Source organism: Litoribacter ruber (assembly GCF_018449405.1).
GTDB lineage: Bacteria > Bacteroidota > Bacteroidia > Cytophagales > Cyclobacteriaceae > Litoribacter > Litoribacter ruber.
In genome coordinates this window covers 479,610-493,555 of record NZ_JAHCMY010000001.1, presented here as the reverse complement: position 1 = coordinate 493,555, position 13,946 = coordinate 479,610, and the positions used below count along the sequence as shown (strand labels likewise).

The 13,946-nt window shown below is 45.5% G+C and carries 9 protein-coding genes; 2 read left to right on the top strand and 7 right to left on the bottom strand.

Going from position 1 to position 13,946, the window contains the following annotated elements:
- Positions 1-43: 43 nt before the first annotated feature.
- The 6 genes from KI659_RS02135 to KI659_RS02110 all read right to left on the bottom strand — a co-directional run bounded on the left by KI659_RS02135 (position 44) and on the right by KI659_RS02110 (position 10,225).
- The gene (locus KI659_RS02135) at positions 44-2,467 is read right to left on the bottom strand and encodes an ABC transporter permease (RefSeq protein ID WP_213943687.1); all 2,424 of its coding nucleotides are present in this window, start codon (positions 2,465-2,467) and stop codon (positions 44-46) included.
- Between the two features lie 127 nt (positions 2,468-2,594).
- Positions 2,595-5,012, bottom strand: coding sequence for an ABC transporter permease (locus KI659_RS02130; protein ID WP_213943686.1), 2,418 nt, complete (start codon positions 5,010-5,012; stop codon positions 2,595-2,597).
- A gap of 138 nt (positions 5,013-5,150) precedes the next feature.
- Positions 5,151-7,508, bottom strand: coding sequence for an ABC transporter permease (locus KI659_RS02125; RefSeq protein WP_213943685.1), 2,358 nt, complete (start codon positions 7,506-7,508; stop codon positions 5,151-5,153).
- An 80-nt stretch (positions 7,509-7,588) separates the two neighbouring features.
- The gene (locus KI659_RS02120; protein WP_213943684.1) at positions 7,589-8,287 is read right to left on the bottom strand and encodes an ABC transporter ATP-binding protein; all 699 of its coding nucleotides are present in this window, start codon (positions 8,285-8,287) and stop codon (positions 7,589-7,591) included.
- A 126-nt stretch (positions 8,288-8,413) separates the two neighbouring features.
- The gene (locus KI659_RS02115; protein ID WP_213943683.1) at positions 8,414-8,767 is read right to left on the bottom strand and encodes a four helix bundle protein; all 354 of its coding nucleotides are present in this window, start codon (positions 8,765-8,767) and stop codon (positions 8,414-8,416) included.
- Positions 8,768-8,974: 207 nt separating this feature from the next.
- Entirely contained in the window at positions 8,975-10,225 is a 1,251-nt protein-coding gene (locus tag KI659_RS02110; protein WP_213943682.1) for an efflux RND transporter periplasmic adaptor subunit, read from the bottom strand.
- 445 nt (positions 10,226-10,670) lie between these two features.
- Between KI659_RS02110 and KI659_RS02105 the strand changes: the two genes are divergently transcribed.
- Entirely contained in the window at positions 10,671-12,059 is a 1,389-nt protein-coding gene (locus KI659_RS02105; protein ID WP_213943681.1) for a sigma-54-dependent transcriptional regulator, read from the top strand.
- Positions 12,049-13,401, top strand: a complete 1,353-nt coding sequence (locus KI659_RS02100) for a sensor histidine kinase (protein ID WP_213943680.1) — start codon at positions 12,049-12,051, stop codon at positions 13,399-13,401. Before KI659_RS02105 ends, KI659_RS02100 begins: the two co-directional genes overlap by 11 nt.
- Positions 13,402-13,444: 43 nt before the next feature.
- Here the strand turns inward: KI659_RS02100 and KI659_RS02095 are convergent, their stop codons facing one another.
- Entirely contained in the window at positions 13,445-13,843 is a 399-nt protein-coding gene (locus tag KI659_RS02095; protein ID WP_213943679.1) for a YybH family protein, read from the bottom strand.
- Positions 13,844-13,946 lie beyond the last annotated feature (103 nt).

The window sequence follows — 13,946 nt, the reverse complement described above, 5'->3', positions numbered from 1 at the left end:
AATCCAATCCCGCATCCGGTCTCCCGTCTTCCGTCTTCGGTCTCTACCCCTCCTTAAATGTATCCACCGGATTCACCAGTGCCGCCCTGATCGATTGGCTGCTCACCGTGATGGCCGCCACCAGGAAGGCCACCAGTCCCGCCACCACAAAGATCCACCAACTCACCCCTACCGAATAGGCGAAGTTTTCAAGCCATTGGCTCATCCCATACCAGCCGATCGGGATGGCCAGCAGGAAGCCAATCAAAACAAGCTTCAGGAAATCCCTGCCCAGCAAGGTCACTATATTGGTCACACTGGCTCCCATGACCTTTCGGATGCCGATCTCTTTTGTCCTTTGTTCTGTGGAATAGGCGGCAAGGCCAAACAGTCCCAAAACGGAAATAACAATGGCCAGCCCGGCAAAAAAGCCGAACAGTTGGCCTACTTTTTCCTCTGTTTCATATTGCTCCCAAAACCTGTCTTCAATGAAAAAGGGCGAAAAGGGAAAATCCGACTTCATGGCTATCCATTCGTCCTGAAGAAATGCCATGGCCTCATCCTGACGGTCAGGATGAAGTTTGACCGCCACTTGATTGAAACGGTCCTCTGGCACCATGAAAACCATGGGGCTGATGGGCTGGTGCAGGGATTCAAAATGAAAATCCTCTATCACACCCACCACAAAACCGCGCCGTATACCATAATGGAACTGCTTCTCCACCGCCTCCTCCTGGCTTGACCAACCGATTGCCCTCACAGCAGCTTCATTCAATAGAAAGGCACCAGTTGAATCACTGGCAAGGTTAAAATCCAGATCCCTCCCGGCCACTAAGTTCATTCCGAAGGTATTCAGGAATGAATGGCTCACATGAATATCTGAAATGCGGACATTGATGGGCAAGAGCTCCCCATTCACTTCGGCCTGCGTTCCCTGGGAGTCCAGCAGCCTGCCGGACGGAACTCTGCTCGCTAAGGAAACCTCTGCTATGCCCGGATGCTGCAGCAGCCTTTCCCGCATCATTTCATAATTGCCGGTAAACTCAGCATAAGCCGGCAAGACTACAATCTGCTCCTTATCGAAACCCAAATCTTTATTTTTGATAAAGTTGAGCTGATTTAACACCACCATTACCCCTACAATCATCACAATGGAAATGGCAAACTGCCCCACCACCAAAACAGACCTGAACTTTTCATGGGCTGAGCCGATTTTAAAGGTGCCTTTCAACACCTTCACCGGCTGAAAACCCGAAAGGAAAAGGGAGGGATAACTTCCTGCTAATGCACCGACCAACAGCACGAGCAGAGCCATCCAAAGCAAAAGCTGCGGTTCCTGGAGCAGGTTTAGGCTTAGTTCTTTGGCGGTAAAATTCCCAAATGCCGGCAATGCCACCCACACGATCACCAAAGCAAACAGCAAAGCCAGAATCACCAGGAACATGGACTCACTCATGAATTGCTTGACCAAAAGTGTCTTGTCCGCACCCATCACCTTCCTTAGTCCAACTTCCATTGCCCGCTTGGCAGATCTGGCAGTGGCAAGATTCATGAAATTGATACAAGCGATCAGCAGGATAAACAAGGCAATGGCGGAATAGATGTATACATTTTCAATGCTGCTGTTGGGTTCAATCTCCGAATCCAGATTGGAATGCAGATGGATATCAGTCAGCGGCCATAGATTCAGTTGGGTGGTCTCGGACACAGGCTTATTGCTTTCATTGGGGATATGCCGGTCGATAAAAGCCGGAAATTCACTTTCCAAAGCATGAGGGTCGACACCTTCTGCCAGGAGCAAATAGGTGGAAAAGGAGTTGTTTCCGAAATTCTGCATCATCTGGTCGAGACTGCCATAAAAGGCGATCACGGGATTCATGGTCGCCAAAAACTCCACATTGAAATGTGAATTGGCAGGAATGTCTTCCATCACCCCCCTAACCTGCAGGTCCCAGGAAAACTCACCGACTTTCATCTCAATGGCTTTGCCCATGGCATCTTCGTTGCCGAAATATTTTCTGGCCATGGATTCCGTGATCACCAAGCCGTCAGGATAAGTCAATGCCTGGTTCGGATCTCCTTCCAGCATTTTCCAGGAAAACACTTTGAAAACCTCCGGATCGGCAAAGAAGAAATCTTCCTCCTGAAAAGACTTGCCCTCATGGATCAAAATAGGATTATTGCTCAACAGCCTGACCGCCTCTTCTACCCTGTCCCCAAAGTCTGATTTGATCAAAGGGGCAAAAGGCGGCGCCGCATGTCCCAAATGTAAACTTATCTGACCGTCAGGGTTGACCCATTGTCTGGAGACCCTGTAAATCCTCTCTGCCTTTTCGTGATAGCGATCATAGCTGAGCTCGTGCTTCACAAAAAGAAAAATCAATATACTCGCCGCCATCCCCACCGCCAGACCAAGCACGTTGATCATCATGTAGGTGGGATTGCGTCGGAGATTTCGGAGGAAAATTTTGAAATAGTTGCTGAACATGGTTTTGTTTGTTTTGATGTCGGATGTCGGATGACCGATGTTTGGTGTCCGTGTTAAAATTTGGGACGGAAGACCGAAGACGGGAGACCGAATCTAGTTTCCGTCTTCCGTCTTCGGTCTTCCGTCTTCATTCAGATTTCAATGAATTCACCGGGTTTGCCAAGGCAGCTTTGAGGGCCTGAAAACTAATGGTTCCATAAGCAATCAACACTGCCAGTAAGCCTGAGATCAGAAATACCCATATGGACAATTCTATTTTATAAGCGAAATTTTCCAGCCATCTACTGGCTGCATAATAACCTAGAGGGGCTGCGATGACAATGGCAAAACCCACCAAGACCAAAAACTCCTTGGATACCAATGCAGTGATACTCCAAGTGCTGGCTCCCAACACTTTTCTGATACCGATTTCCTTTGTCCTTTGCTCTGCGGTGAATGCGGCCAAGCCAAATAAACCTATACAGGAAATGATAATGGCAATAGAGGTAAAGTAGAGGATAATCGTTGCTGTTCTTTGTTCTTTTTCGTAGTTGCGCTGAAAATCCAGGTCAACAAAGGAATAGGCAAAAGGTGTGGCGGCATTGATGTTTTTCCAGGAGCTTTCTGCAAAATCCAATACGTCTTTCACTTGATTTGTCTGGATTTTGGCAATAAGGTAAGGAGGCTTCGAAGTTCGGACCAGAGCAAATGGCTTTATGCCCTTATGGAGGCTTTCAAAATGATAATCTTTCATCACACCCACTACCTCATACTCACTGCGCGTATCCTGCCACTCCATGATGAGCCTCTTGCCCAGAGCCTCCTCCGGTCCTGCGAAACCCAGGGATTTTACTGCCTTTTCATTAAGGATAATGGCAAGCTCCTCATTGGTAAAATCATCCGTATAGCTCCGACCCGCAATCAGTTCCAGCCCAAGCGTTTCTATATAGTCATTGGCCACCCGGCCAATATGGACTTGGCGCATCTCGTCAGAATTGGTACCCTCTGCATAAAGCAACCAGTCCTGTAGAACCTCCAGCCCCGGATAAACCGAGCCTCCGGACACCAATTTTACCCCCTGATGGTTTTCAAGACTGTTTTTGAGGGTAGAAAAGTTTTCAATGGACTCACTGCTTTGAAGAGAAAGGACAAGCTGTTGCTCTTTGTCAAACCCCAGTGGCGTGCTTTCCAGGAAATTCATCTGGCTGCGGATGACCAATACCATGGCAATCAATGCCACAGATATGACAAACTGGAAAACCACCAGCCCTTTTCTAATATTGGCTGCGGAGTATCCGCCACCACGGCCACCCTTGAAAATAGCCACCGGCTTGAACCCGGAAAGATAAAAGGCAGGATAAAGCCCGGCGATAAGTCCGGTAGCAACGGTTAAAATAGAAATGGTGAGTAGAACCCATGGGTCCTGAAAAACCTGCAAGGATTTGCCTGCAAAATCATTGAATACAGGAAGCAAAACCAGCAAGATTACAATGGCCAATGCCAAGGACACAAAACTCATCAACAGGGATTCCCCTAAAAACTGACGGACCAGCTGTACTTTTTCCGCTCCGATCACCTTCCTCACACCAACTTCCTTGGCACGTTTTTCGGATTTGGCAGTGGAAAGGTTCATGAAATTAATGCAGGCTATCAACAGGATAAACAATCCTATGGAGCCGAATACATACAGATACATGATATTACCATTGTTCCCAATTTCAAAACCCAAATCAGAGGTAAGGTATATATCGGATACCGGCTGCAGAAAAATGCTCATTGTCATGCCCCTGGCATCAGCGTCTGCCTGAATTTGCCTTTTATAATACTCCCTTAATTTTTCTTCCAGCATCATCTGATCAGTTCCTGGCTGGGCTTTTAGATAGGTATAAAACATGTTGTTGCTGGACCAAGAAGTCTCCTGCGCCACATATTCGCCGATATCTGTATTGGCCATGGAAAGGAAAAACCGGGCATCCACATGCGAACGCAATCCTGAATCCTCAAAAACCCCGTCCACCCTATAGTCAAAATCCCCTTCCGGAAGTCCTACCTTGAGGATTTCCCCTACCGGACTTTTATTTCCAAAAATTTTGGTGGCAAGGGAAGCCGATAACACCATGGTATTGGGACGGTTCAAGGCCCGATGTGGATCCCCTTCCACAAATTCGTAAGTCAAAACATCAAAAAATGTCGAATCTACATAATACCCATTGATTTCCTGATAGGTATTTTCAACCCCGTTATCCTGGTAAGTGAGAAACATGGATTCCAGCATGGGATAAGGAAATAGTCTGGCTGATTGGACAACATCGGGGAACTCCTCCCTGAAAGCCTCGGCCATGGGAGCTGGAGTAGGCGCCCCACGCATGTCGTTAAACTGGATTGCCACCCTATACAGGTCCTCTTTGTTCAGGTGGTGCTTATCATAGCTTGCCTCATCCCAGATATAGAGCATCATCAGAATGCAGGTGGCCAGCCCCACCCCCAGACCGATCACATTGATGGAAGTGACGGTCTTGTTTTTCCAGAAGCTTCGGAAAGTTGTTTTTATTATATTTTTCAACATTGCGTGACTATTTTTCAAATAGAATAATATGATTCTATCATTATGCCATTCAAAAACTGCTTAAAAACACCCTTCCACAGCCATCCCCTCTTTTTCTGATAATCATATCCGAACATCAACGTCCGAATACGTGCGATTTTACTCTGTTTTTAAGGAGTTGACAGGGTTCATCTTCGTGGCTTTCCAAGACTGTAAGGTCACCGTGAGGTAAGCCATCCCCATGATAAGCAAAGCTGCGAGGGGCATAAACCACCAGGCAAAGGAGATCGCATGTGCGTAATCCGATAGGAAGTCTACTGCAAACCAATAGGCCAGCAGACAGCCTACCACAATACTCAAAGACACCACCATCACAAACTCCCGGTTGATTACATGGAGAATAGAAAAAGTGCTGGCCCCGTGAACTTTGCGAATGCCAATCTCCTTTGTTTTCTGCTCAGCCACATGTGCCGAAAGCCCCAACAATCCTAGGCAAGAAATCAAAATTGTCAGGATACTGAAATACTTGCTCAGATCCCTTAACCTCAAATCATCCTGATACATTCTCGCATAATTAGCATCCATAAAATGGGCTTCAAAGATGAATGCCGGCTCCATGCTTTGAGTCAATTCCTGCATATATGCGGTGACGGTGGCCGCCTTTTCCGCATCAAAACGTACTAAACCTATATGGGAATACTTGGGAGTAAGCAAGATAATTGCTGGCTCCATGGCCTGATGAAAACTCTGAAAGTAGAAATCTTCGACCACCCCGATCACTTCTCTCTCTTCAGTATCCCAAAGCACCAGTTTTTCCACTCGGTCCTTATCGCCTCGCATCAGATCAAAAGCTTTCTTATTTAAGATCACCCCACCCAGACTATCTGAGCCATACCCACGGTCAAATGGCCGTCCATCCAAGAAGCTCATCCCCATGGTTTGGAAAAAATCATAATCGGTGTGAAACATTTCAAATAATGCCCCGGCATCAGGATCTTTTCCTTCCCAGGAAATATTTCCTGTATTGGAATTCCTGCCGCTGAAAGAATGAGAACCACGGCTTACCAGCTGGATGTCTGGATGCTTCTCCAACTCATGTTTGAGGGTTTCAAATTCACTGTGCAGCTTTCCGTTGAGCTCAAACATCAGCAGTTGATCCTTGTCAAAACCCAAGTTTTGGTTTAAAGCATACTGTATCTGCTGGTTGACTACGATGGTAGAAATGATAAGGGCCGTGGCCAAAATGAACTGGAAAAACACCAAGCCTTTTCGGGCCAGCACGGCATACCGATCCTGGTTGTGTTGCTTGCGAAAGATATGGGCAACTTTGGTGGCTGATAAATAAAAGGCAGGATAGGATCCCGCTATTAAGCCGGTGAAAAGGATTATGGATATAAAACCAACCCAAAACCACAACTGTCCGTAGGGAACAACCAATTGCTTGCTGGCCAATTCATTGAATACCGGCAAGCTTAGCTCTACCATCAGAAGGGCCAAAAGGCTACTGAAAAATGTAATCAGCAGTGACTCACTCAAAAACTGATAAATCAAGGCAGACTTTTCAGCACCCACCACTTTTCGCACACCAACTTCCTTGGCTCTTTTTTGGGATTTGGCCGTGGAGAGGTTCATGAAATTTATACAGGCAATCAACAGAACAAACAGTCCAATGATCGCAAACAGCCTCACGTGCCCTATCCTGCCCCCTACTTGCTGCCCATCCTCAAATCTGCTGTGCAGGTAAATTTCTTTAAAGGGATAGGCAAACATGCTAATATTGGTTTCCGGATGGTATTCCTTCAAAAAGTCCTTCAGTTTTGCTGAAAAAGCTTTACCATCTGTACCTGGGAATAATTTTAACAGTGCTTGGGGGCCATTGTTATTCCACTGGTTCATCCACTCGTTTTCGGCCAGCATCACTTCATAAGGAAGAAGTATTTCAAACTTCATCTGACTCTGCGAGGGTACATCCGCCAAAACGGCTTGGATAAGGTAATCCCGGTAGTTGTCGATTTTTATGGATTCGCCCACTACATCACTTCGCCCAAATAGTTTGAGTGCCGCGGTTTTAGTAATCACCGCATTTTCCTTGCTTTCCAACAAGCCTTGGGCAGTACCGTGCAGAACTTCAAAATCTAGGATTTTCAACAAGTCCGGCTCTACATGCTTGCCATCCAACTTCACCCTGTCTTCCTCGTGGCTGGCAATCATGGGCATGTTCCAGCTATAATTGGAAGCGTAGGCCACCTCCGGAAATTTGGCCTTCAGTTCTGGAGCCAATATGCCCGGGGTAGACGAGGTGGTGAAAATTTCAGTGCCATAGCGCTGATGCTCCATGATTTGGTAGATATCCTCTTTTTGAGAAAAGTGCTGGTTGATAGACAGCTCATCCACCACCCAGAGCCCAATAAGCAACGCAACCCATAGGCCCAATGCCAGGCCAAAAAGATTGATGAAAAAGGTCAGCTTATGCTTGGCAAAGCCCCTTACTGCGATTTTGATGTAGTTTTTGTACATGATAAAAAGACAGAAGACCGAAGACGGAAGACCGAAGAGGGGATTCGTTTCCGTCTCCCGTCTTCCGTCTTCCAGCTCCGTTATACGTGAAACTGCTCCTTAATATTCTCGGTCACCACCTTGCCATCAAACAGGTTGATGATGCGGTGGGCGTAGTTGGCGTCGTGGGGGGAGTGGGTCACCATTACGATGGTGGTTCCCTCGTTATTAAGTTCTTCCAAGAGCCTCATCACTTCTTCGCCGTTGGTGGAATCCAGGTTACCTGTAGGCTCATCGGCAAGGATCACGGAAGGCCTTGCCACAATAGCTCTGGCAATAGCCACTCTTTGTTGCTGACCACCGGAAAGCTGTTGCGGGAAATGGTCTTTTCTGTGCATGATGTTCATGCGCGTGAGCACTTCTTCCACCCTTTTTTTGCGCTCATCGCCTGGGATTTTGAGGTAAAGCAAGGGCAGTTCGACGTTTTCATAGCAGGTAAGCTCATCGATAAGGTTGAAGCTTTGGAACACGAAGCCTATATTGCCTTTTCTCAGCTGGGAGCGCTGCCTTTCTGAGAATTTGGCCACTTCTTTGTCCAGAAAATAATACTGCCCTGCGTCTGGATTGTCCAGCAGGCCAAGGATATTGAGCAAAGTGGATTTCCCACAGCCCGATGGCCCCATAATGGCCACAAATTCCCCCTTCTTGATTTCGACCTGGATATCATCCAGCGCAGTAGTCTCCACTTCCTCCGTGGTGTAGAGCTTTTTGAGATTGACGGTTTTGATGATGTTTTGCATATTTTCGATTTTTTTTGATTTATATGTTGACCGAAGACGGAAGACGGGAGACAGAAACTGGCCTTGTCAGGTATTCATCCACATGCCGGGAACAACCCTAATAGCTGAAGCTTAAATATTCACCGTTTATTTCATATTATTTTTAAAAGCTACCATCATGTTCATTAAGTTATAGGCTTCTCCATAATTTGAAGCAAATTCATCATCACTGATATAATTTCTTCTTTTTGCTTTGTAGAGGCAAGTCACCGTTTCTGCTAAAGAGCGGATCCCATACCCCATGAATCTACTTTGCTCAGCATTGGATTGGCCAATAGCCCCTTCAGAAATATTCAAGGCTACTGAATCACCAGCTTTTCTTATTTGGAGTGAAAGATTAAACATTTCATATTTCGGGAATTTCCCTGCTAATGCGTCGATTCGTTCCCCAAAATCCATGGCTCTTTGCCATATCAAAAGTTTTTTAAATTTGAATTTCATAGTAAAAAGTTTTTGGTTAAAAACTCAAATTATCTAAGAAATCCGCTCCAATCAATAATCCCTTAGTAATTAAACGTTTAATTCCTCCACTCACTTTCAAAGTCTCTTCTTCTCCTTCCATCCTGCCAAATTTAACCTCATGGCACGGTAAAAGAGATTTCGGCAGCCTTCAATCTATTCGGTCTCCCGTCTCCCGTCTTCCTACTTTTACTTCAAGTTTAAAACCTCGTTCCTCCCAAAATTCTCGTAGCCCGACACGATCACGCGGTCACCGGGGGTAAGGCCGTCGAGGACTTCGTAATACTCTGGGTTTTTGCGGCCTAGGCGGATGCTTCTTCTCTCTGCCTTGCCGGATTTTTCGTTTACCACAAACACCCAGTTGCCGCCGGTATCCTTATAGAATCCTCCGGTTGGCAATAGTACCGTTTTTTCACTTTCGCCCAGCTCCAGCCTGATTCGGACTGTTTGTCCCCTTCTAATACCCGTGGGCACCTCATCGGGGAAAACCATATCAACCTCAAATCTGCCCCCGCTTACATTCGGGTAGATTTTGCTGATCTCCAGCTCATAGCTATTTCCTGAAAAAGTGAAAGTCCCTTTCAATCCTATACCTACTCTTGGCAGATAAAGCTCATCAATGGGAACCCTTACCTTAAATTTATCCAAAATATCAATCTGACCATATCGCTGACCAGCACTGATCGACTGACCCACTTCAATTTGCTCTGTGGAAAGCTGCCCGGCAATGGGCGCCCTCACCACCAAATTATCCAAAATATGGCCCACCCCGCTAAGGGATTGCTGCATCCTGGACTCTGAATCCCGCAGCTGCCGCTTTTGAATGTCCCGCGCCAAGGAATCGTTGCGGTAAGATTCATAAGTTAGCCTTTTTCGCTTCACATTATAATCGTATTGCTCCCTCACCTCTTCAAGCTCCCTGTCGGAAATCAGCTTTTTCTCGTGAAGTTCCAGAAACCGCTCATACTGGGGTTTTAGCAGGTTTATCTGATAATCGATTTCTGCCAAAGCCGCCTGCTGGTTCAGGTCATTTTGATCCAACATCAACCTAGTCTGACGAAGGTTGTTGATCTGGAAATAGAGGTCGGTTTCCCGCTGCATCACGTCCAACTGAAGGTTTGAGTTGGTCAAAATGAGAATGGTATCGCCCACTTCTACCATCGCCCCGGATTCGCGGACTATACGTTGGATATTTCCGCGCTCTATGGCGTCCAGATAGAAAATCTCGGCAGGCTCTATGATTCCACTCACGGGAATATAATCGGTGAATTCACCATCCCTTACAGTTGCCACGCTGATTCTTTCTCTATCTACATTCATCGAAGCCCTGGAGTCTGCTATTACCAATTGGTATAATACAAAGCTTATCAGGAGAACACCAAGCGCTATTAAGGCAATTAATTTTGGTGTCCAGGTCTTCTTTACTAATTTTCTATCCATTTATCGTAGTATCTTCTGTAACTCCTTCTTACTTTTCACCTGGGTCTAGTCCATAGTTAGATTGAGGTGAGCCTCCTGTCACAAGTCAGGTCTTCTGGTTTTACCGTCTTCCCGTCTCCCATCTCAAAAGCCAATTTATATGCCATGCGGAAAAACGCCATTTAGACGCCATTTTGCCCATATCAGCCAAATGACTAAGTGGAATTTCGAACAGAATTGTCCGCCTGCGACCAAAATTGTAAATTAGTGGACAAACAATCGTTTCATGTAATTTGGGGTTTGAAAAAATTAACTCATCCCCAGCAGTCCTAAAAGCAGATTTTACCTCAAACCTGTAATTGCCACACCATCAGGAACAGGTTTTGGCTAATATAATTTATCCCAATATACTCGAGCATCCAATATCAGATATCGAGCATCCAAAAATTTTGATTATTTTCCATACATGAAAGAGCAAAAACCCGGTAAAATCCTGATTGTAGATGATAATGAGGACCTTTTAAAAGCTGCCAAGATATTTCTAAAACGAAATTTCGGGCAGGTGGATACCGAAACCAATCCAGATTTATTACCGATATTGATCGTTAACGAACAGTATGATGTGATCATGCTGGACATGAATTTTACCAAGGATGTCAGCAGCGGGCAGGAGGGTTTTTATTGGCTCGACAGGATTTTGGAATTGGATTCTTCAGCCGTAGTGGTGATGATCACTGCCTACGGGGATGTAAATACGGCCGTGCGGGCCATCAAGGAAGGAGCCACCGATTTTGTGCTCAAGCCATGGGAAAATGAAAAACTGCTGGCCACCATCAATTCTGCCTTGAAACTTCGACAAACCAAATTGGAAGTACATGACTTGAAAAATAGGCAACAGCAGCTCTATCAAGATATGGACAGCAAGTTTAAGGACATTATCGGGCAGAGTGAATCCATGCAGAAAGTTTTTGAAACGATAGAAAGAGTGGCCGTCACGGATGCCAATGTCCTCATTCTTGGAGAAAACGGTACGGGAAAGGAATTGATTGCCCGCGCCATCCACCGGAATTCCAAAAGATACCGAGAAGCCTTTGTAGGGGTTGATTTGGGCTCCATCACGACCACTCTTTTTGAAAGCGAATTGTTTGGACATAAAAAAGGCTCATTCACAGATGCGAAAGAGGACCGTGCAGGAAGGTTTGAGCAAGCTAACAAAGGGACACTTTTTTTGGATGAAATCGGGAACCTGCCTTTGCCGCTGCAGGCAAAATTGCTGGCGGCTCTCCAAAATAGGGAAGTTACCCGTGTGGGGGCCAACAAAGCTGTGCCTGTAAACATCCGACTTATTTCCGCGACCAATATGCCCATCCATTCCATGGTGTATGAAAACACCTTCCGGCAGGATTTGCTCTACCGGATCAATACGATTGAAATCACCTTGCCTCCCTTGCGGGAGAGGCTGGAGGATATCCCACTTTTGGCAAATCATTTTATCAGCATTTATTCCCAAAAATATAACAAAGAGATACGAAAGGCGGGGGAGGCATTGGTCAAAAGGATGCAGAAATACCACTGGCCGGGTAACATCAGGGAATTGCAGCACAGCATCGAAAGGGCAGTAATCATGACCAACCATAGTGTATTGCAGCCCGAGGATTTGTTTTTCCAGAAAACCCTGACTCCGGAAAAACAGGAGGAAATGGTGAGTTTGGACCATCTCAATATTGAGGATGTGGAGAAAATCCTGATCCGCAAAGCTCTTCAAAAACACAACGGTCACATTACCCGAGCTGCTGAGGAACTTGGACTGACCCGATCATCACTATACAGAAGACTTGAACGTTATGGGCTTTAAATCCTTTGCCCTAGGCATCCTGTTTAGGGTGGCCATTTTGGTTGCCCTGATCTTTTTGGGCACCACTATTTTTCTGAGGGACCACTCCTACCTCATGGGTGCGGTATTTTTGCTGGCCATTGGCTTGCAGACCTACAACCTGATCAGGTTTGGCAACACCACGAACAGAAAGATCACCAAATTTCTGGAATCCATCCGGTTTGCAGATTTTTCCTCTTCATTTACCAAGGACAGCAATTTGGGACCTTCTTTCCGTGAAATGAACATGTCGTTCAACGAAGTAATTGAGGCGTTTCGGAAAACCAGGGCAGAAAAGGAAGAGCAAATGCTTTTCTTGCAGATCATGATCCAGCATATCAATACCGGTATAATTTCATTTGACCATAGTGGGAGAATAGGTGTAATAAATGGAACAGCCAAACAGTTACTCCAAATCCCCCAATTTAAAGACATCAATGATTTGGGAAAGCTATCCAAGGAGCTGCTGGTGAAAATCCTCCATTTGAGGCCTGGAGGCTCATTTTCAATAAAAATCAATCCAGAACTCCACCTCAACATCCAATCTGCAGCCTTCAAAATGGGAGGCAACAGCTGGACCTTGCTTTCTTTTCAAAACATCAAAACCGAGCTGCAGAAAAATGAATTGCAGGCTTGGCAGAACCTCACCAAGGTTTTGCGACATGAAATCATGAATTCTATGACTCCCATTGCAAGCCTTGCCAACTCGTTAGGGATTATCTTGGAGGAAGATGTGAGTGAGGAACAGGGTGGATTTGTGATAGAAAAGGACAGCTATAGTGATCTGATGGATGGCTTGAATACGATAGAAAAAAGGAGTGCCGGCCTCATCCACTTTGTCAATGCTTATCGGGATTACACCAATATTCCCCAGCCAGAATTGAAAAACTTTTCAGTCAAAGCCCTTTTTGACAATATAGGGGTGCTGCTTAAGGAGGACCTCGCCCACGTGGGAATTTGCTTGAACTGCGAAATCCAGCCTCAGGATTTACAACTCACTGCCGACCCAGAACTCATCCAGATGATTTTGATCAACCTGATAAAAAACGCCAAAGAGGCTTTGGGTAAAAGTGAGCATAAAGAGATCATAGTTAGGGCAGGCCTCACCAGCCACTCCTACCCTTTCATCCAGGTGATCGATTATGGAGAAGGCATCGTGCCAGAGGCGGTGGAAAGGATTTTTGTTCCTTTTTATACCACCAAGAAAACAGGCAGCGGAATAGGTCTTTCTATATCTAGGCAAATCATGAATCTCCACAAAGGCAGCTTACAGGTACAGTCTGTACCAAACGAGAAGACTATATTTACACTCAACTTTGGATAAAATAATAGGGGAAATCAATCCCCTATTACTTTTTGACAATCAGCTATTTCGCCTCTCCGTTGCTGTTAAAAATGTCACGATGGAGTTTCCACTCCCCATTCTCTTTTTTCCAGATGACAATGTACTTCACTTGGTCTATAAGTTGATTGTTTTCATCAAACAGCTTGGCATTACTGACTTCAATGGCAGTGTCACCATGCCGCTCAACTTCTTCTAAATTCATCTCAATAGACTTTATTCCCGTATTCATTGCACCCTTCCAAAATTCACTGATGGCATTTCTACCCTTTGCAGTCATACCGTTTTGGGGCAAAACCTGCCCTTCCTCGGTATAAAGATTGCCAATACCTTGCGCATCACCTTTCCTGAAAGTTTCCATGAAAAGCTCATTTCGATTGAGAATCACATCATTGATGTTTTCATCGGTTAGGATAGTGGACATTTCAAGTTGATTTATAGGTTGGAGATAAAACTGTCATTATAAAATTAAGAAAAATAAACGGATAGAAACACTCTTAAAATCCTTATTATCAGTTATTTATAAA

Excerpts from the sequence above, each read along its gene's own strand:
- KI659_RS02135 (WP_213943687.1), bottom strand. The coding sequence starts at position 2,467 with ATGTTCAGCAACTATTTCAAAATTTTCCTCCGAAATCTCCGACGCAAT.
- KI659_RS02130 (WP_213943686.1), bottom strand. The coding sequence starts at position 5,012 with ATGTTGAAAAATATAATAAAAACAACTTTCCGAAGCTTCTGGAAAAAC.
- KI659_RS02125 (WP_213943685.1), bottom strand. The coding sequence starts at position 7,508 with ATGTACAAAAACTACATCAAAATCGCAGTAAGGGGCTTTGCCAAGCAT.
- KI659_RS02120 (WP_213943684.1), bottom strand. The coding sequence starts at position 8,287 with ATGCAAAACATCATCAAAACCGTCAATCTCAAAAAGCTCTACACCACG.
- KI659_RS02115 (WP_213943683.1), bottom strand. The coding sequence starts at position 8,767 with ATGAAATTCAAATTTAAAAAACTTTTGATATGGCAAAGAGCCATGGAT.
- KI659_RS02110 (WP_213943682.1), bottom strand. The coding sequence starts at position 10,225 with ATGGATAGAAAATTAGTAAAGAAGACCTGGACACCAAAATTAATTGCC.
- KI659_RS02105 (WP_213943681.1), top strand. The coding sequence starts at position 10,671 with ATGAAAGAGCAAAAACCCGGTAAAATCCTGATTGTAGATGATAATGAG.
- KI659_RS02100 (WP_213943680.1), top strand. The coding sequence starts at position 12,049 with ATGGGCTTTAAATCCTTTGCCCTAGGCATCCTGTTTAGGGTGGCCATT.
- KI659_RS02095 (WP_213943679.1), bottom strand. The coding sequence starts at position 13,843 with ATGTCCACTATCCTAACCGATGAAAACATCAATGATGTGATTCTCAAT.